This is a genomic window from Dinoroseobacter sp. S124A (assembly GCF_049801015.1).
Lineage (GTDB): Bacteria > Pseudomonadota > Alphaproteobacteria > Rhodobacterales > Rhodobacteraceae > Dinoroseobacter.
In genome coordinates, this window is the sequence record NZ_JBNAGD010000001.1 from 77488 (window position 1) to 97051 (window position 19564).

Here is a 19564-nt window from a genome sequence, read left to right on the forward strand (position 1 = left end):
GCTATGCTCCGTCGCGGATCTACTCCGCCGCGTCCTTCATCCAGCTCTCGCGCTTGCGATAGATCGTCGAGGGTGACAGGTCGAGCACCCGCGCCGCCTTGGGGACGGACCCGCCATGGCGGGCGATGGTCTCTTCGATCACCATGCGCTCGATCTCGGCCATTGTCCGGCCCACCAGCCCGTCCAGCGAAACCACCGGTTTGTTCGGCGAGTTCGCCGCCAGGGGATCCTCGCCGCTGGTCATCGCCTCGTGATGGTGCAGGATCTCCAGCGGCAACATGGTCTGGGTGACCATCGGGCCATCATTCAGGACCACCACATTGCGCATCACATTGATGACCTGCCGGACATTCCCGGGCCAGGGCAGGGTGCGGAAGAGCTGCTCGACCTCGGGCGAGAGGCCCTTGAAGCTGCGCCCTTCCTCATTCGAGAAGCTCTGGACCGCGTGGCGTGCAATGGAAATCACGTCATCGCCGCGTTCGCGCAGGGGCGGCAGATGGATCGGAACCACCTGCAACCGGTAGTACAGGTCCTCGCGGAAGCGGCCCTTGCGCACCTCCTCCAGCGGGTTGCGGTTGGTGGCGCAGATGATGCGCGCATTGACTTTGCGGGCGCGGGTCGCGCCCACGGGCTGGATCGTCGAGGTTTGCAGAAAGCGCAGGAGCTTGGTCTGCAGGTTGAGATCCATCTCGCAAATCTCGTCGAGAAACAGCGTGCCGCCATCCGCGGCCGCTGCTGCGCCGATCTTGTCGGCAATCGCCCCGGTGAAGGAGCCGCGCAAATGGCCGAACACCTCGGATTCCAGCAGGTCCGACGGGATCGCTCCGCAATTCAGCGGCACGAAGGGCTTTTCTGCCCGGGTCGAGCTGTCATGGACGGCCTGAGCGCAGACCTCCTTGCCGGTTCCGCTCTCGCCGGTGATGAAGACCGTCGCCATGGAACGGCTGACGGACTGGATCCGGCGATAGACATCCTGCATCGCTTCCGAGCTGCCGATGAAGCCGCGGAAATCGCTGAGCACTTCGGGCGTCTCGCCGGTGGGGCGGGCCTGATCGCGCAGGGCGTTGTCGATGGCGGCGAGGAACCGGCCCTCGTCAAAGGGTTTGACGAGAAACTCATAGGCCCCGACCCGCATCGCCTCGACGGCGCGGTTGATCGAGCCGTTGGCGGTAATCACCACGAAGCGCGCCTCGGGCGCCAGTTCTAGGCATTCCCGCATCAGGTCGAGCCCGTCCCGATCCGGCAGCATCAGATCGAGCACCACCACGCGCGGCTTTTCGCGCTTGAAGGCGGCCAGGCCGTTATCGGCAGTGTCGGCACAGGTCACCTTGTGACCGGCGCCACGAATAATCGCGTCGTAAACAAGTTGCAGCGAGGGGGTGTCCTCGATCAGCAGGATAGGCGGCGCACTCATGAAGAGGTGGTCCTTTCAGCGGCTTCGCGGTCGATCACTGTCAACAATTCGTCGATCCGCGTTTTCGCCTCGCTCCCCAGCGTAACGATTTCGCATTCATCCATTCGGTGGGCCGCGGCGTTCAGCGTCGAGGCCAGAGTATGTAGCCGGTCCGCGCCGACCGCGCCCGCAAGCGAGATCAGCACATGGGTCTCGGCGCGCAGGGCCGATTGGTCCATGACCGGGATCGCCGCCCGCAGATTGCTGTCCACCCGACGCAAATCTGCAGCCAGCCGTGTGAGAAGCTCGGCAGCGCCCTCGGTTCCGGCGATTTCCAGCAGCCGTTCAAACCGGCTGCGATCGGCGAGCGGGGTGCCATCGCCCTGGCTCTGAGACAGGGGCGGCGGGCTCGCGCCGAGATATTGCCCGAGGGTTTCCGCAAAGCTTTCCAGCGACATGATCGGCTTGGCGATGATCGCATCCGTTCCGGCCTGATAGATCGCCTCGCGGTTCGAGCGCAGCACATAAGCCGTCAGCGCCACAAGCGGCATCTTGGCGATCTCGTCCTCGCGAGCCCGGATCGTGCGGATCACCTCGATCCCGTTGAGCCGGGGCATCTCGATATCCACCAGCGCCAGATCGTAGCGCCGCTCTTCCAGTGCCTCGAGCGCGGCGACCCCATCGGCGGCGATGTCACAGGTCGCGCCCATCGCTTCGAGCATCTGGGTCGTCAGGATCTGGTTCGTCTCGTTATCCTCGGCCACCAGAATGTGCTTGCCCGCAAAGGTGGGGACCACGCCTTGCTCAAGGGTCGCTTCGCCCGGGGTCCAGACAAATTCCGGCACGCTGAGCGATACCAGCGCACCGCCCTTGGCGCGGTTCGACACCAGAAGCCGGGCCCCCATGGAATCCGACAATTCCTTGGCGATGTGCAGGCCCAGCCCGGTGCCGGGCTTTTGTGCGTCGTCCGGCCGCCCGCGCAGCTGGAACAGAAGGGCCAGCGCGGAATCCGAAAAGCCCGGCCCGTCATCCAGCACCCGAAACTGCAGATCCCGCCCGGGCAGCAGGGCGACATCCAGACGGACGCTCCCGCGCTCGGTATATTTCATCGCATTGCTGATCAGGTTGCCCAGCACCCGTTCCAGCGTGACCCGATCGAGGGACACCACCGTGGGCACGTCATCGGCAATCGACATCTCGAAGGCGAGATCCGAGGCGATGGCCCGCCCGGACCAGCGCGAGTCCAGATCATGGAGAAACCGCCCGAGGCTCAACTTCTGTCCCGGGTTGCGCGGCGCGTCATGGCCCTCATTCGCCCAGGACAGGATGTCTTCGACCAGTCGGGCCAACACCTCGCCCGAGGATCGGACGCGGTCCAGCTGGGCACGGGTTTCGGGGTCAAGCGCGTCCAGATCCACCAAACGCAATCCTCCAATGACGTCAGACATTGCCCCGCGCACATCGTGGGACAGCATGGAGATTTGATCCGACGCGGCGACGGCCAGGCCGTCTCCGGTGCGAACGAATGTGGCATCCCCTGAGGTCACGTGTTTTGCGTCATCCAGCCGGTTGGTCGCGTTGAGCCCTGCTTATCATGTTCAGCGCAGGGTTGTATCGCAAAACCTAAGCCAGAAAGCCGGATTTACAAAACGAAAAACGTTCTTTCAAAAGCCAACGCTGCGGAAACTTTACCCTTTCGGATAGCCCATCTGCTGTAACGCTTCCGTGATCTCGTCGAGAATGGCGGGATCATCGATCGTCGCGGGCATCTTCCAGGCGGTCCCGTCCGCGATATTGACCATGGTCCCGCGCAGGATCTTGCCCGACCGGGTCTTGGGCAGGCGGTCCACGACCGTCGCCAGCTTGAAGGCCGCGACCGGCCCGATCTTCTCGCGCACGAGCTTGACGCATTCGCCGACGATCTCGTCATGGGGCCGGTTCACCCCGGCGCTGAGACACATGAACCCCATGGGCATCTGGCCCTTCAGGGCATCCGCCACGCCGATCACCGCGCATTCGGCCACATCCGGATGGCTGGCCAGAACCTCTTCCATGGCGCCGGTGGACAGGCGGTGCCCGGCCACGTTGATGACGTCATCCGTGCGGGCCATGATGTAGAGATAGCCGTCCTCGTCGATATAGCCCGCATCCCCGGTCTCGTAATAGCCCGGAAAGGTGGTGAGATAGCTTTTGACGAAGCGCGCCTCGGCCTTCCACAGGTTGGGCAGGGTGCCGGGGGCCAGGGGCAGCTTGATCGCGATGGCGCCCAGGGTGCCGGGCGCGACCGGGTGGCCGCCCTCATCCAGCACCTGCACGTCATAGCCGGGCATGGCGACCGAGGGGCTGCCGATCTTGACGGGCAGATGTTCGATCCCCATCGGGTTGGCGGCAATGGCCCAGCCTGTCTCGGTCTGCCACCAGTGGTCGATCACCGGCACACCCAGCTTGTCCATGGTCCATTCGATGGTGTCCGGATCCGCGCGCTCCCCTGCGAGGTAGATGCAGCGCAGATGCGACAGGTCGTATTTGCCGATGAACTCGCCCTTGGGATCCTCGCGCTTGACCGCGCGCAGGGCGGTGGGCGCGGTAAAGAACGAGGTCACCTTGTGCTCGGAGATCACGCGCCAGAAGGTGCCCGCATCGGGCGTGCCCACGGGCTTTCCTTCGAACACGATGGTGGTGTTGCCGTGGATCAGCGGCCCGTAGCAGATATAGGAATGGCCCACGACCCAGCCCACATCGGAGGCGGCCCAGAACACCTCGCCCGGCTCCACGTTGTAGATCGCCTTCATCGTCCAGTTCAGCGCCACCAGATGCCCGGCCGTGGGGCGCAGCACGCCCTTGGGCTGGCCGGTCGTGCCGGAGGTGTAAAGGATATAGGCCGGGTGATCGCCCGAGACCGGAACGCATTCCGCCGGCTCGACCCCGAACTGCGCTTCGTGCCAGTCGAAATCGCGCCCCTCTTCGAGATGGGCAACCTCCTGCTCGCGCTGAAAGATCAGGGTAAACTCGGGTTTGTGCTCGGCCAGATCAATCGCCCCGTCCAGCAGCGGCTTGTAATGCACCACGCGGCCCGGCTCGATCCCGCAGGAGGCCGCGATGATCGCCTTGGGCGTCGCATCGTCGATCCGAACGGCGAGCTCGTTGGCCGCGAAGCCGCCAAACACCACCGAGTGGATCGCTCCCAGCCGCGCACAGGCCAGCATAGCCTCCAGCGCCTGCGGCACCATCGGCATGTAGATCAGGACCCGGTCGCCCTTTTCCACGCCCTTGGCGCGCAGCGCGCCAGCCAGCATTGCGACCCGCTCCTGCAGCTCGGCAAAGGTGATCTCTTGCTTGGTATGGGTGACGGGGCTGTCATAGATGATCGCGACCCGGTCGCCATTGCCAGCCTCCACATGCCGGTCCACCGCATTGTAGCAAGTGTTCACCTCGGCATCGGTGAACCACTCATAGAGCGGCGCGTTTTCGTCGTTCAGGGCCTTGGTCGGCGGGGTCACCCAGTCAATGGCCTGCGCGGCGTCCATCCAGAACCCCTCAGGATCAGATTTCCAAGCGGCATAGGTATTTGCATAGGTCATGTGGGCCTCCTCTACGTCGCGGGCATTCTTGAGTGCGGGGCCCCGCGAGGGCAAGGCCCGGACCTGCGACTGATTGCGCAAACGCGACGGGGCAGGGGCGTGCCCGCGGGGCAGGGCAGCGCGGGAGGACCCGCGCCCGCCCAAAGCCTAGCCGTAATGGGCCACGGGCGTGCCCGCGACGGCGGACATGTTGAGAAGGCCGCGCGCGGTGATCGACGGGGTGACCACATGGGCGCGGTTGCCGAGCCCCATGAGGATCGGCCCGACCTCGAGACCGTTTGCCTTCATCTTCAGGATGTTGCGCACCCCCGAGGCCGCATCGCTATTGGCGAAGACCAGCACATTGGCCGCGCCCTGCATCCGCGAATGGGGGAAGATCCGGTCGCGCAGTTCAGGATCGAGCGCGCTGTCGGTATGCATTTCGCCTTCATAGCAGAAATCCACGTTCTGGCCGTCGAGGATCCGCATGGCCGCACGCATCCGGTGCCCGGAATCGATGTCCAGATTGCCGAATTGCGAATGCGAGCAGAGCGCGATGTTCGGCTCCAGTCCGAAGCGGCGCACATGGCGGGCCGCCCCGCAGACGGTCTCGGCAATCTGCTCGGGCGTCGGGGTGGCGTGCACATGGGTGTCGGCGATGAAAAGCGGCCCGTCCTCGAGGATCATCAGGCTGAGCGCGCCCACCGGGTGGCGCCCGCCCTGACCGTCATCGAGCGTTTCGCAGACATAGTTCAGGTGCCACAGATACTGGCCGAACGTGCCGCAGATCAGGCTGTCCGCATCACCGCGCCGCACCATGATCGCCGCGATGGCGGTGGTGTTGGTGCGCAGGACGGCCTTGGCGATGTCGGGGGTCACGCCCTTGCGCTCCATGATGCCGTGATAGGTCTCCCAGTATTCACGGTAGCGCGGGTCGTTTTCCGGGTTCACCAGTTCGAAATCCGTGCCCGGGCGGATGGGCAGGCCCGCGCGTTCGCAGCGGGCAATCACCACCTCGGGACGTCCGATCAGGATCGGCTTGTCCGTGGTCTGTTCGATCATCGCATTGGCCGCGCGGAGCACGCGCTCATCCTCGCCCTCGGCAAAGACGATGCTGCGCTCGGCTTGGGCCGCGGCATCGAAGACCGGGCGCATGATCATGGCGGATTTGAAAACCGACCCGTCCAGCGCCGCCTTGTAGGCCTCGAGATCCTCGATCGGGCGCTCGGCCACGCCGGAGGAGATCGCGGCCCGGGCCACGGCGGTGGCCACCACGCCCATCAAGCGCGGATCAAACGGTTTCGGGATCAGGTAATCGGGGCCAAAGGTCATCTGTTCGCCGCGATAGGCCGCCGCTGCCTCGGCGCTGGTCGTGGCGCGGGCGAGCTCGGCAATCCCCTCGATGCAGCTGAGCTGCATGGCGTCATTGATCTCGGTCGCGCCCACATCGAGCGCCCCGCGGAAGATGAAGGGAAAGCACAGGACGTTGTTGACCTGGTTGGGATAATCCGTCCGGCCCGTGGCGATGATCGCATCCGGGACGGTTTCCTTGACCAGCTCGGGCATGATCTCGGGCGTGGGGTTGGCCAGGGCAAAGATGATCGGCTTGTCGGCCATGCGGGCGACCATCTCGGGCGTGATGACGCCAGGGGCCGAGAGGCCGAGGAACATGTCCGCGCCGCCGATCACCTCATCGATGCTGCGCGCCTTGGTGTCCTGGGCAAAAGCCTCTTTCTGGGGCGTCATCTCTTCGGTGCGGCCCTTGTATACCACGCCCGCAATGTCGCAGAGCGTGACGTTCTCGCGCCGCACGCCGAGCTTGAGCAGCATGTTCAGACAGGCGATGCCCGCCGCGCCGCCGCCGGTCGAGACGATCTTGAGATCCTCGAACTTCCGGCCCGTGACGCGCAACGCGTTGGTGGCCGCCGCGCCGACCACGATGGCCGTGCCGTGCTGGTCATCGTGAAAGACCGGGATGTTCATCTTCTCGCGGCAGATCTTCTCGACGATGAAGCAGTCCGGGGCCTTGATATCCTCAAGATTGATCGCGCCAAAGGTCGGCTCCAGCGCGCAGACCAGTTCGGCCAGCTTCTCGGGATCCTTCTCGTTCAACTCGATATCGAAACAGTCGATATTGGCGAATTTCTTGAACAGGACCGCCTTGCCTTCCATCACCGGCTTGGAGGCAAGCCCGCCGATATTGCCCAGCCCCAGCACCGCAGTGCCGTTCGAGACCACGCCGACAAGGTTGCCGCGCCCGGTATACTTGGCGGCCGTGCTCGGATCTGCCTTGATCTCGAGACAGGCCTCGGCCACCCCCGGCGAATAGGCGCGCGCCAGATCGAGCTGGTTGGCCAGCGGCTTGGTGGCGCGGACCTCCAGCTTGCCGGGACGCGGATGTGAATGATAGTGAAGCGCCGCCTGGCGGGCGCTGTCGTCTTTGCTGGTGGACACGGGACCCCTCCCCATTCTCGAATTAGTTTAGACTTAAACCATCTCATTCCCCTAGGGAACGGAAATCCCTCTGCGCAGCTTGCGGCGGATCCACTCAGGGGGCTGAGCCGACCATAGGCTGCGGTTGCGGGCTTGCAAACCGCCGCGCCGCGCCGCACTCTTGCTCCGGATCAAGGAGGGTGTGGAATGGAGCTTCTGGACGCTGCTCGCGCGGTGCGTGAAAAGGCCTATGCGCCCTATTCAAATTTCAAGGTTGGCGCGGCGGTGCGCGGTGCCTCCGGCGCCGTTTATGCCGGGTGCAATGTGGAAAATGTTGCTTATCCCGAAGGGACTTGCGCCGAGGCGGGCGCAATCGCGGCCATGGTTGCCGCCGGTGAAACCGCGCTGGTCGAGGTCGCGGTGATCGCCGGCAGCCCGGATCCGGTGCCGCCCTGCGGCGGTTGCCGTCAGAAGCTCAAGGAGTTCGGCGCGGCGGAGGTGCCGGTGCTGATGGCCACGACCTCGGGGGCCGAGCTGTCGATGACCTTGGGCGAGCTTTTGCCAGGCGCGTTCGATCCCGGCCATCTGGAGGGATCTTGACCACCCGCACCGTGATTGAGGCCGTTCGCGATCGCACCCCGCTGCCGGCGGGGGCCTTGCGGAGCTTTGCAATGGGGCTTGCGGACGGGTCGGTTTCGGATGCGCAGGTCGGGGCCTTTGCTATGGCTGCCCTTCTGAACGGGCTGGGGCCGTCGGGCCGTGTGCGCCTGACCGAAGCCATGCGCGACAGCGGCGATGTCCTGAGTTGGGACTTGCCGGGGCCGGTTCTGGACAAGCATTCGACCGGCGGGATCGGGGACACGGTCTCGCTCTTGCTGGCGCCGGCGTTGGCGGCCTGCGGAGCCTATGTCCCGATGATCTCGGGACGGGGGCTCGGCCATACCGGGGGGACGCTGGACAAGCTCGAGGCGTTTGAGGGCTACCGCACCAATATCTCCGAGGCGCAGCTGCGCAAGGTTGTGACCGAGACCGGCTGTGCGATTGTCGGGGCGACAGGCCGGGTCGCCCCGGCGGATCGGCGGCTCTATGCGGTGCGCGATGTGACCGCCACGGTCGAGAGTATCGACCTGATCACCGCCTCGATCCTGTCCAAGAAACTGGCGGCGGGGCTCGGTGGGCTGGTGCTCGATGTCAAATGCGGCTCTGGGGCGTTTTTGCCGACGCCGGAAGCGGCACAGGCGCTGGCCGAGGCGCTGGTCGAGACGGCCAATGGGGCAGGCTGCCCGACGCGCGCCTTGCTGACGGATATGGATCAGTCGCTGGCGACGGCGGCGGGCAACGCGCTGGAGCTCGCCGAGGTGCTGCGCATCCTGCGCGGAGAGGCCACAAGCCCGCGCCTGCGAGCCGCCACGGTGTCGCTGGGCGGGGCGTTGCTGTCGCTGGGCGGTTTGGCCGATGACACGGCGGCCGGGGACGCCGCGATCGAGACAGCCCTGCGAGACGGGCGTGCCGCCGAGGTGTTCGAACGGATGGTCGCCGCGCTGGGCGGGCCGCGCGATGTGGTATCCCAAGGGCTCGCCGGACTGCCCGAAGCGCCGATCCTGCGCGAGGTGCCCGCGCCGCATGCAGGCGTACTCAACGGCTGCGATGCGCGGGCGCTGGGCTGGAGCGTTGTGTCCCTTGGCGGCGGGCGCCAGACCGAAGCGGACCGGGTGGATCCGGCGGTGGGCCTGTCCGAGATCCTGCCGCTCGGCACCGAGGTCGCCCGGGGTCAGCCCCTCGCACGGGTCCATGCGGCGCGCGAGGATGCCGCCGACCGGGCCGTGGCCGAGCTGCAAGCTGCGTTCACCATAGGTGCGGATTTCACGCCGCAACCGCTCATTCTTGGCGAGGTGGGACCATGACCCGGGCCTTTCTGATCGTGATGGACAGTGTCGGCTGCGGCGGGGCGCCGGACGCCGCCACCTTCGGAGATGCGGGTGCGAACACGCTCGGCCATATCGCGCAAGCCTGTGCCGAGGGCCGCGCCGAAGAGGGGCGCAGCGGTCCCTTGCGCATGCCCGTTCTGGATGGGCTTGGCCTTGGGGCGGCGATCACGCTGGCCTCGGGGATGGAGGCGCCAGGGCTCGGCGCCACGCCCCAGGGGCTCTGGGGGGCTGCGACCGAGATCTCGCCGGGCAAGGACACGCCCACGGGGCATTGGGAACTGGCGGGCGTGCCGGTGCCCTGGGACTGGACCGTCTTTCCCACGAGCGATCCGGTTTTCCCGGCTGATCTTCTGGCGCAGACCGCCGCGCTAGCAGGCACCGAGGGCACGCTTTGCAACGGCCATGCTTCGGGGACCGAGGTGATCTCTCTGCTCGGCGCGGAGCATATGCGCAGCGGTTGGCCGATCTGCTACACCTCCGCCGATAGCGTGTTCCAGATCGCCGCCCATGAAGAGGCGTTCGGGCTGGAGCGGCTGCTGAGCTTGTGCGAGATGCTCGCGCCGACGCTGCATGCGATGAAGGTCGGGCGGGTGATCGCGCGTCCATTCCTCGGCTCCGAGGCCGAGGGGTTCACCCGCACCCAGAACCGCCGCGACTACGCCATCGCGCCACCCGGGGCGACGCTCTGCGACCGGGCGCAAGAGGCCGGTCGCCGGGTCCATGCGATCGGCAAGATCAAGGATATCTTCTCGGGCCAGGGCATCGATACCGTGGTCAAGGGCACGGATGCGGCCCTGATGGAGGCGCTGATCGCTGCCGGGGAGGTGGCCGAAGAGGGTGCGCTGGTCTTTGCAAATTTCGTCGAGTTCGACAGCCTTTATGGCCATCGTCGCGACGTGTCGGGCTATGCCCGCGCGCTGGAATGGTTCGACGCCGCCTTGCCCCGGTTTCTGGCCACGCTGCGCCCCGGGGATCTGGCGATCTTTACCGCCGACCACGGCAATGACCCGACCTGGCAGGGCAGCGAGCACACGCGCGAGCGGGTCCCTGTGATCGGCTGGGGTGTAGGGGCCAAATCCATCGGTCATGTTGGATTTCAGGATGTCGGAGCCAGTGTGGCGGCGCATCTGGGGTTGGAAATGTTGGAAAAAGACAAGGTGTTTTTGCCGTGAAAGAGCTTCCGAAACTGGAATTGCACCTCCATCTGGAGGGCGCAGCCCCGCCGGAGGTCATCCGCGAGCTGGCCGCCGAGAAACACGTCAACCTGACCGGTATCTTCGATGAGACCGGGGCCTATCGCTACAAGGATTTCGTGGATTTCTTGCGGGTCTATGAGGCTGCCTGCACCGTCTTGCAGACGCCGCAGGATTTCTACCGCCTGACCCGGGCGGTGCTGGCGGCCTCGGCCGCAGAGGGTGTGATCTATACCGAGGCGTTCCTCAGCCCTGATTTCTGCGGGGGGCGGGATCTGGTCGCCTGGCGCGATTATCTGGCCGCGATCGAGGAGGCCGCCCGGGATGCTGAGGCTGCAGACGGGATCGTCCTGCGCGGGATCGTCACCTGCATCCGCCATTTCGGCCCGGACAAGGCGAAGGAAACCGCGCTCTGTGCCGCCGAGACGGCGGGCAATTTCATCACCGGGCTGGGGCTTGCGGGGGATGAGAATATGGGCGCGCCCAAGGATTTCGCCTATGCGTTCGACATGGCGCGCGAGGCCGAGCTTGCCCTGACCGCCCATGCGGGCGAGTGGGGCGGGCCGCAATCGGTGCGCGACGCGTGGCAGGATCTCGGGGTTTCTCGGATCGGGCACGGGGTCCACGCGATCCAGGATCCGGCCCTGATGGAAGCGTTGGCCAAGGCCGGTGTCGTGCTCGAGGTTTGTCCGGGCTCCAACATCGCGCTCAAGGTCTACGAGGCCTGGCGCGACCACCCGATCGATCGTCTGCGCCGGGCCGGCGTGCCCGTCACCGTCAGCACCGACGACCCGCCGTTTTTCCACACGACCATGTCCCGCGAATACGAGAACCTCGCCCATCATTTCGGCTGGGACCTGCCCGAGTTTGCCGCGATCAGCGACACCGCCCTCGACGCCGCCTTCTGCGACGCGAAGACCAAGACCACCCTGCGCGCCAAACTGGACGCCACTTTCGGAGACCTCTCATGACCGAGCATTGCACAATCGTCGATCACCCGCTTGTGCAGCACAAGCTGACCCTGATGCGGGACAAGGCGACCTCGACCTCCGAGTTCCGGCGCCTCCTGCAGGAGATTTCGCTGCTGCTGGCCTATGAGGTCACGCGCGACCTGCCGCTGAAGAGCGAGCAGATCGAGACGCCGATCCAGCCCATGGATGCGCCCAAGCTCGAGGGCAAGAAGCTCGCGCTGATCTCGATCCTGCGGGCGGGCAACGGTCTGCTTGACGGGGTGTTGCAACTGATCCCCTCGGCGCGGGTCGGCTTTGTCGGGCTCTACCGGGACGAGGAAACGCTTGAGCCGGTGCAGTATTACTTCAAGGTTCCCGACGCGTTGTCCGAACGCCGGGTGATCGCGGTGGACCCGATGCTGGCCACGGGCAATTCCTCGGCGGCGGCGATTGATCTGCTGAAAGAGGCTGGCGCGACGGATATCCGCTTTCTGTGCCTGCTGGCCGCGCCCGAAGGGGTGGCACGTATGAAAGAGGCCCATCCGGATGTGCCCGTGGTCACCGCCGCCGTGGACAGTCACCTGAACGAGAAGGGCTATATCGTGCCCGGTCTCGGGGATGCGGGCGACCGGCTCTTCGGCACCAAATAGGGGTCAGCCTTCGCAGAGGGCCTGCAGCACGATCCAGGAATTGTCGTCCAGCACGATAGGGCTCTCTGCGTCGCGATAGGGGTCCGCCTCGATCAGGGCGAGCGTGGTCTCGCCCGTCACATCCAGGGCGCGCGCATAGGGCGTTGTCGCCACCCGCGCCCGGGCAAAACGGTTGAGCAGGGCGGCATCCGACACGTCCGGTGCCGGCGCCGTCAGCAGGTGACGCGCATAGCGCGACAGGGCGATGTCCGGGAAATGTCCCGTGGTCAGAAAGCGCAAGGTGGTGAAGGTGCCAAGTTCCTCCAGCATGACGCGCAGGGGATCCGAGCTTTCGGCCTGGGCGAGCTTGGCGAGGATATGCCCGGCGGCCACATCCGCGGTCTCGTGATCCTCGATACTGCTGCGCCCCAGCACGATCAGCGGACCGGGCAGCAAGAGCGGCTGTTCGACCCCCGTGCGCACCACATGGACCCGGGGCGCGTCCGGTCGGGCGACGCGTTGCACCAGCTGGGTGAGCACGCGGCTGCCTTCGGGCGTGGTGCAGACCGGGCCGGTCATCGGCTCCAGCGCGCCGAGCACATTGACCCCGATGGCCGCGCGCTGGGCGATGGGGACGACCGAGGTCGCGTGGTCCTTGATCGCATCGGGCAGCCAGAGCGCCCCGAGCGTGGCCACCACCACCGCCGCGCTTACCGCGCTCAGCAGGCGCAGACGCCCGGGCTTGGGCTCGGCCTTGCGCACGGCCTGCTGCACCTTTTCGATGGCGTCGATCATGTCGGGATCGGCAATCTCGAGGGTCTCATCCGCATCCGGTCCGGGCGTGAACAGTGCGGGCCGCACGCCGGGGTTCTGCCGCTCGATGGCGGGTAGGGACCAGTGCGACAGGGGGGCCTCGGTCTTGTCGGCAATCACCAGCGAGGCCGTGCCCACGAAGACATAGACATCGCGGCGCTGGGCCTCTTCCCCCGCGCGCCAAAGGCCCGTGGATTCCAGCCGGATATAGTCCTTGAGGGCGGTCACTCTGCCGAAATTGCCTGTTGGATATGCGTTGCCCGGCACCCTAGCGGGTTGTCCGGGCAGCCTCAATCACAAGCAGCGACCTACGCGGGCAAAGCGCGCTGCGGGGTCAGATCGCAGCGGCCGTCTTGCGCAGGGCGAATTTCTGGATCTTCCCGGTCGAGGTCTTGGGAAGCTCCTGAAATACAACAACCTTTGGCGTCTTGAAGCCGGCCAGACGCTCGCGGGCGAAGGCGATGATCTCGGCCTCCTCGGCCTGCGCGCCATCCTTCAGCTCGACAAAGGCGCAAGGCACCTCACCCCATTTGGGGTCCGGTTTCGCTACCACTGCGCAGAGCAGCACCGCCGGGTGGTGCATGAGCACCCCCTCGACCTCGACCGACGAGATGTTCTCGCCGCCCGAGATGATGATGTCCTTGGCCCGGTCCGCGATCTGGATATAGCCGTTGGGATGTTGCAGGGCGATGTCGCCGGAATGGAAATACCCCCCGGCAAAGGCCTCTTCGGTGGCCGACGGGTTCTTGAAATAACCCTTCATCACCGAGTTGCCGCGCATCATGATCTCACCGGTGGTGCTGGCATCCATGGGGATCTGGTTCATCTCGGGGTCCATGACGGTGATATGATCCATCTGGGGCAGGGCCACGCCCTGTCGCGCCTTGATGGCCGCGCGCTCATTCTGGGGCAGCGCATCCCAGGCCGGGTCCCAGACGCATTCCGTGACATGGCCATAGGTCTCGGTCAGCCCATAGACCTGGATCACGTTGAAGCCGAGCTCCTCGATGGCGGCGAGGGTGGCGGCGGCGGGGGGCGCGCCCGCGGTCATCACTTCGACGGTGTGCTCGAATGGGCGGCGGGCGGTCTCGGGCGCGTTGACGATCATGTTCAGCACGATGGGCGCACCGCCAAAATGGGTCACGCCATGATCGGCAATCGCCCCATAGATCGCGTCCGCCGTGACATCGCGGCAGCAGACGACCGTGCCGCCCAGCATCGGCATCATCCAGCTGTGGTTCCAGCCATTGCAATGAAAGAGCGGGACGATGGCCATCCAGCGCGGATAGAGCACCATGCGCCAGGACACCACGGTCCCCATCGTCATCAGATACGCCCCCCGGTGGTGATAGACCACGCCCTTGGGCCGCCCGGTCGTCCCGGATGTGTAGTTGAGCGCGAGGCTTTCCCATTCATCCTCGGGCATGTGCCAGGCATGGTCCGGATCGCCGCCCTCGAGAAACGCCTCGTATTCCGGATAGGTGCCCGTCGCATGGACCCCGGCGGCGTCATCGGCCACCTCGATCAGCATCGGGGCCGGGCCGTCCATCTGTTCGCAGGCCGCGACAGCAAGCGGCAGGAATTGCGGATCCACCAGCACCAGTTTCGCCCCGCCATGGGAGAAGATGTAAGAGACCGTGTCCACATCGAGCCGGATATTGATCGTATTGAGCACCGCGCCGCAGGCGGGCACCCCGAAATGCGCCTCGACCATGGCGGGCACATTGGGCAGGAGCGTGGCGACCACGTCCCCCGGCACGATCCCGGCCTGCGTCAGCGCCGAGGCCAGCCGACTGACCCGGGTGTGGTACTCGCCATAGGTGCTGCGCCGCGCGCCATAGACCCAGGCGTCGTGACCCGCAAAGACATGCGCAGCCCGTTGCAAATGGCTCAGGGGTGTCAGGGGCACATGATTTGCCGCACATTTCCCCAGCCCGGTTTCGTCAGCCAGCCATCCCATCATGTCCTCCCAGAGCTTTTTTCCGAATAGACGTGGAGAGCGGCCCATGGTCAACTCCGCGCGAGACGAAAGGGCCTGTCATGGATCATTCAGCGAACCGCGTTCCGGCGGCGGCCGGGCTCATATTGGCGGCCATGCTGATCATCGGGTTCATCGACAACTTCGTCCGGGTCATCGCCGAGGATGCGGGGCTCTGGCAGTTTCACGCGGTGCGCAGCGCGATGGTACTGCCTGTGCTAGGCGGACTGGCGCTGATCTTTGGCTGGCCGCTCAGGGCGCGACGGCTCTGGGCGGTGCTGATCCGCTCAGCCCTGATGGCGACCTCGCTCCTGCTCTATTTCGGGGCGGTGGCGGTCCTGCCGATCTCGACCGCGGGGGCGGGGCTCTTTACCTCGCCGATCTTCGTGTTGGTGTTCAGTATCGGGCTCTTCGGGGCGCGGATCGGACCATGGCGGGCCGGTGCGGTGGCCGTCGGGTTCGCCGGCGTGCTTCTGGTGCTGCAGCCGGGGGGCGACGCGTTCACACCGGTGGCGATCGTCCCGGTGCTGGCGGGCGCGCTCTATGCCGCCGGATCCCTGGCGACGCGGCAACTCTGCGCCGAGGAAAGCCCCTATTGTCTCACATGGTGGTTCTTTGCCCTGCTCTTGGTCTACGGCGTGGCGGGGGCGGGCGTGCTGGCCGCAACCGGCTGGGGCGGCGCGCCCGGCACGGCGAGCTTCTTTGGCACCGGGTGGCAGCCTCTTACCGAACAATTCCTCACCCTCACCGTGGTGCAGGCGGCGGGTTCGCTGGTTGCGGTGGGGTTTCTCGTCCGGGCCTATCAGATCGCGGATCCGAGCTACGCCTCGGTCTTTGAATACAGCTTCCTGCTGTTTGCGGGGATTTGGGGCTATGTGCTCTGGGCGGAGCTTCCCGGTGCGCTGGCCTTCGGGGGGATCTGCTGCATTCTCGTGGCGGGCATGGTGATCATTCTGCGCGGTCGTCAGGTGCCCGGGCCGGGCGGAAGGGCGGGGCGAGGCCCGGATTGCTCCGACCGATCAGACGCCAGCCGAGACTGATCGCGCTCACCAGGGCCAGGGCGATGACCAGCGCCAGAAGCACCGCCTCGACCCGCAGCAAGACCCCCTCCGAGCCCAGGGCGTTGATCAGCAACACCGCCGAGGTGAAGGCCGCCGTGGACCACGGGGCCGGGTGGGGCAGGTACCGCAGACCGAGGGCGACGAGGATCAGCGCCAATGGCAGGGTGATCGCCGCGACCGGCGCGAACCAGGTGACGAGCAGCGCGCAGCCCGAGCCGAGCACCGCGCCCAGCCCATAGCTCACCGCGCTCTGCCGGCTCTGATGGGGCGGGGAGAGCGCGCGCAGGATGAAGAGCAGGACAACCCAATAGCCATAGCTTTGATCGATCCAGGCCGTGACCTGCGCCGACAGGAAGATCCCAACCCCCAGAAACACCGCAAAGGACAGTGCGACCTGCCCGGGCATGGGCGGTTGCGCGGCCTGGCCCGCGAATTTCAAGAGGGCCGTGATCAGCGCGCCCCAGCCAAGCCCGGCCGCGACGAAGGGCAGGGCCTCGACCGGCGGGGGCATGGTCGGGGCAAGGACCAGCGCGCTCCAGCCATAGAGCGCGAGGACGAAGGCGCGGCCTCCGGGTCTCCATGCTTCGCGCGCGCAGCCCGCGATCAAGACCAATGTGCAGATCCAGATCGTCAGAAGGCCGGGCAGCACGGCCAGGACCCCAATCGCCAGCAGCAACGCGGCCGAGGCCAGATAGGCCATGCGGCGTTGGCCCAGCACATGCCCGCCAAACGCCGGGATCAGCCCCACAACCAAAGTGACCCCGCCAGAGGCGGGGCCATAAAGCGCGATGATCGGCGCCAAGAGCAGGGCCCAGGCCCCGAGGATCGCCAAGAGGATCCGCCAGGGCAGTACGGCGCCGCGCAATCGCGGGGCGGAGGCTGGCTCCGCCACCGGGTCAGGCAGCCGCAGCGGCGGGGCGCGTCCCGAAGCGGCCATAGAAGGTCTCGCCCTTCTCAGCGATCTCCCGCAGGAGCGCGGGGGTCGTGAAACGCGCGCCATGGGTCTCGGTCAGCGCGTCGCAGATCTCGACCGCGCGGGCGGCCCCGATCATGTCGAGCCAGCTCAGCGGGCCACCGGACCAGGGCGCGAAACCCCAGCCGAGGATGGCCCCCACATCGCCCTCGCGGATATCCATCAGGACCCCGTCCTCCAGCGCGCGCACGGCTTCCAGCACCTGCGCCATCAAAAGGCGATGCTGGACATTGGTGAGCTCCGGCTGATCCGCGGTCTCCGCGAACTTGTCGCCCAGACCCTCCCAGAGCAGGCCGCGCTTGCCCTTGTCGTCATAGCTGTAGAAGCCCGCATTGGACTTGCGCCCGAGACGTCCTTCATCGGCCATCCAGAACAGAACCTCGTCCACGGCCTCGTCCGGATAGGCATCGCCCATGGCGGCCTTGGTCGCCTTGGCAATCTTCACACCCAGATCGATGGAGGTCTCGTCCACCAGCTGCAGCGGCCCCAGCGGCATGCCCACGAGTTTCGCAGCATTCTCCACCAGCGCCGGGGTCACGCCCTCGGCGACCATGCGGATGCCCTCGTTGATGTACGGGATGATGCAGCGATTGGCGTAGAAGAAGCGCGCGTCATTAACCACGATCGGCGTCTTGCGGATCTGGCGCACGAAGTCGAGCGCCTTGGCCACGGCCACATCGCCGGTCTCTTTGCCCTTGATGATCTCGACCAGCAGCATCTTGTCCACGGGCGAGAAGAAGTGGATGCCGATGAACTGCTCGGGCCGGGTGCTCGCCTTGGCCAGATCGGAGATCGGCAGGGTGGAGGTGTTGGTGGCAAAGATCGCGTCCGACGGGATCACGGCTTCGGCCTTGGCGGTCACCTCGGCCTTCACCCCGGGATCCTCGAACACCGCCTCGACCACCAGGTCGCAGCCTTCAAGCGCGGCGTAATCCGTGGTGGCCGTGATGCGGTCCAGGACCTGCGCTTTCTTCTCGGGCGTGACCTTCTTGCGCGAGATCCCCTTGTCGAGGATGCTCTCGGCATGGGCCTTGCCGCGATCCGCGCTGTCTTGGGCGGCGTCGATCAGCACGACCTCGATCCCGGCATTGGCCGAGACATAGGCAATGCCCGCCCCCATCATGCCTGCACCGAGAATGCCGACCTTCTTGACCTTCTGATCGGCCACATCCGCGGGGCGGACGGCCCCTTTTTCCAGTGCTTCCTTGTTGATGAAAAGCGACCGGATCATCGCCGAGGAGGACGGGTTCATCAGCACGTTGGTGAACCAGCGCGCCTCGATCTTCAGCGCTGTGTCAAACGGCACCATGGCGCCCTCATAGACCGCACTCAGCAGCGCCTTGGCCGCCGGGTAGACGCCCATGGTCCTGGAATGGATCATGGCGCTCGCGCCGACAAAGGTCATGAAGCCCGCCGGGTGATAGGGCGCGCCACCGGGGAACTTATACCCCTTCTGATCCCAGGGTTTGACGATATCGGCATCCTTGGCCGACAGGACCCAGGCCTTGGCGGCGGCTTGCAGCTCGTCTGCGGGCACAACCTCATCCACGATGCCCGCCAGCTTGGCTTTCTTCGGCTCGTTCAGCTTGCCCTCGAGTAGGATAGGAGCCGCCTGCATCGCGCCCAGCTTGCGCGAGACACGCATGGTGCCGCCCGCGCCGGGGAAGATGCCGACCATGATCTCCGGCAGGCCGATCTTGGCCTTGGGATTGTCTGCGGCAAAGATCCGGTGGCAGGCCAGCGGGATCTCGAGCCCGATGCCAAGTGCTGTGCCGGGCAGGGAGGCGGCGATGGGCTTGCCGCCCTTGTTGGTCTTGGGGTCCATGCCTGCACGCTCGATCTTGCGCAGGATGCCATGCATGGCCATCACGCCCTCGAAGAGCCCGCGCGCCGGATCGTCGCCCGCGTCCTCTTTCATCTTGGCAATGACGTTAAGGTCCATGCCGCCGGCAAAGCTGTCCTTGCCAGAGGTGATGATGATCCCCTTCACGGCCTCATCGGCCAGCGCCTGATCCACCAGCGCGTCGAGATCCTCGAACCCCTGCTGGTTCATGACGTTCATGGACTTGCCCTGTACATCCCAGGTGATGGTGGCGACGCCGTCGGCGTCTGTGCTCATGGTAAAATCGGTCATGGTGTGTCTCCTTGCGGTGCGCCAGCGCAGGCTTGGGCTTCTGCGGGGTGGCGCCGTATCAATGTGTCTCGAACCTTCGTAAGCGCTCGGCCGAGCAAGTTCTGACCTGGCCAAAGGTCAGGGTGTGTCGTGGTAGCCTGAGAGCTGTCGAGGCCGATGCCCCAGACCGTGTCCAACGGGCTCGCTTCGGCCAGATCACTCGGCAGCGTTTGGAAGAGTTTTCTTCGCAAACCTTTGTTCTGTTCGAACTTCGCGAGGTTGATAGCGAACACGAGCGCCTCCTTTTCGGCGTCCCAGATGTCGTCATCGAAACCCCGCACCGTCCTTCCGAGTGCCTTTTGCTTTCCTGGCTCGTTGGCCTGAACGATCTGTTCTGCGGTTTCGGTGTCTCCGAAGAGTTGGGCCTTGCCAAACATCATTGCCTGTTCAGCACAGTTGAACGTCCTGTCCCAGATTTGTATCCGGCAAGGATGCCACTGGCTGAGCGGGCCCTTCCAAAAGAAGTGATAAGGCAATGCC

General features: G+C 65.7%; 15 protein-coding genes. 6 read left to right on the top strand and 9 right to left on the bottom strand.

What is annotated here, in order from left to right:
* Positions 1-19 precede the first annotated feature (19 nt).
* From ACP15I_RS00415 to ACP15I_RS00430, 4 genes are all read right to left on the bottom strand, one after another.
* Complete coding sequence (locus tag ACP15I_RS00415; protein ID WP_424973418.1) at positions 20-1414, bottom strand: sigma-54-dependent transcriptional regulator; 1395 nt, start codon at positions 1412-1414, stop codon at positions 20-22.
* Complete coding sequence (locus tag ACP15I_RS00420) at positions 1411-2841, bottom strand: response regulator (RefSeq protein WP_424964880.1); 1431 nt, start codon at positions 2839-2841, stop codon at positions 1411-1413. The genes ACP15I_RS00415 and ACP15I_RS00420 overlap by 4 nt, the downstream gene beginning before the upstream one ends.
* Before the next feature lie 240 nt (positions 2842-3081).
* The gene (prpE, locus tag ACP15I_RS00425; RefSeq protein ID WP_424973419.1) at positions 3082-4974 is read right to left on the bottom strand and encodes a propionate-CoA ligase PrpE; all 1893 of its coding nucleotides are present in this window, start codon (positions 4972-4974) and stop codon (positions 3082-3084) included.
* Positions 4975-5121: 147 nt separating this feature from the next.
* Positions 5122-7407: an NADP-dependent malic enzyme gene (locus ACP15I_RS00430; RefSeq protein WP_424973420.1), complete on the bottom strand. Its 2286-nt coding sequence runs from the start codon at positions 7405-7407 to the stop codon at positions 5122-5124.
* 186 nt (positions 7408-7593) lie between these two features.
* On the opposite strand from ACP15I_RS00430, the gene ACP15I_RS00435 reads away from it, so the two are divergent.
* The 5 genes from ACP15I_RS00435 to upp are packed head-to-tail and all read left to right on the top strand — an operon-like array spanning position 7594 to position 12107.
* Positions 7594-7986, top strand: a complete 393-nt coding sequence (locus tag ACP15I_RS00435) for a cytidine deaminase (RefSeq protein ID WP_424973421.1) — start codon at positions 7594-7596, stop codon at positions 7984-7986.
* Positions 7983-9290, top strand: a complete 1308-nt coding sequence (locus ACP15I_RS00440; RefSeq protein WP_424973422.1) for a thymidine phosphorylase — start codon at positions 7983-7985, stop codon at positions 9288-9290. Before ACP15I_RS00435 ends, ACP15I_RS00440 begins: the two co-directional genes overlap by 4 nt.
* A complete protein-coding gene (locus ACP15I_RS00445; RefSeq protein WP_424973423.1) occupies positions 9287-10486 on the top strand; it encodes a phosphopentomutase in 1200 nt (399 codons plus the stop codon). The genes ACP15I_RS00440 and ACP15I_RS00445 overlap by 4 nt, the downstream gene beginning before the upstream one ends.
* Complete coding sequence (locus tag ACP15I_RS00450; protein WP_424973424.1) at positions 10483-11478, top strand: adenosine deaminase; 996 nt, start codon at positions 10483-10485, stop codon at positions 11476-11478. The genes ACP15I_RS00445 and ACP15I_RS00450 overlap by 4 nt, the downstream gene beginning before the upstream one ends.
* The gene (gene upp, locus ACP15I_RS00455) at positions 11475-12107 is read left to right on the top strand and encodes a uracil phosphoribosyltransferase (protein ID WP_424964873.1); all 633 of its coding nucleotides are present in this window, start codon (positions 11475-11477) and stop codon (positions 12105-12107) included. Before ACP15I_RS00450 ends, upp begins: the two co-directional genes overlap by 4 nt.
* 3 nt (positions 12108-12110) lie before the next feature.
* On the opposite strand, the gene ACP15I_RS00460 is transcribed toward upp, so the two are convergent.
* Positions 12111-13127, bottom strand: a complete 1017-nt coding sequence (locus ACP15I_RS00460; protein WP_424964872.1) for a hypothetical protein — start codon at positions 13125-13127, stop codon at positions 12111-12113.
* 106 nt (positions 13128-13233) lie between these two features.
* Positions 13234-14859: an AMP-binding protein gene (locus ACP15I_RS00465; protein ID WP_424973425.1), complete on the bottom strand. Its 1626-nt coding sequence runs from the start codon at positions 14857-14859 to the stop codon at positions 13234-13236.
* Between the two features lie 80 nt (positions 14860-14939).
* Between ACP15I_RS00465 and ACP15I_RS00470 the strand changes: the two genes are divergently transcribed.
* The gene (locus ACP15I_RS00470; RefSeq protein WP_424973426.1) at positions 14940-15917 is read left to right on the top strand and encodes a DMT family transporter; all 978 of its coding nucleotides are present in this window, start codon (positions 14940-14942) and stop codon (positions 15915-15917) included.
* Here ACP15I_RS00470 and ACP15I_RS00475 read toward each other — a convergent pair.
* Genes ACP15I_RS00475 through ACP15I_RS00485 form a run of 3 tightly spaced genes read right to left on the bottom strand, consistent with a single transcriptional unit; the run spans position 15826 to position 19560 of the window.
* Positions 15826-16803 carry an FUSC family protein gene (locus ACP15I_RS00475; RefSeq protein ID WP_424973427.1) on the bottom strand — a complete coding sequence of 326 codons (978 nt, stop codon included), beginning with the start codon at positions 16801-16803 and terminating at the stop codon, positions 15826-15828. The genes ACP15I_RS00470 and ACP15I_RS00475 overlap by 92 nt on opposite strands.
* A 31-nt stretch (positions 16804-16834) precedes the next feature.
* Entirely contained in the window at positions 16835-19045 is a 2211-nt protein-coding gene (locus tag ACP15I_RS00480; protein ID WP_424973428.1) for a 3-hydroxyacyl-CoA dehydrogenase NAD-binding domain-containing protein, read from the bottom strand.
* Positions 19042-19560 (bottom strand): NADAR family protein, encoded by a 519-nt coding sequence (locus ACP15I_RS00485; RefSeq protein WP_424964867.1) that lies wholly within the window; start codon positions 19558-19560, stop codon positions 19042-19044. The genes ACP15I_RS00480 and ACP15I_RS00485 overlap by 4 nt, the downstream gene beginning before the upstream one ends.
* Between the last annotated feature and the right edge of the window lie 4 nt (positions 19561-19564).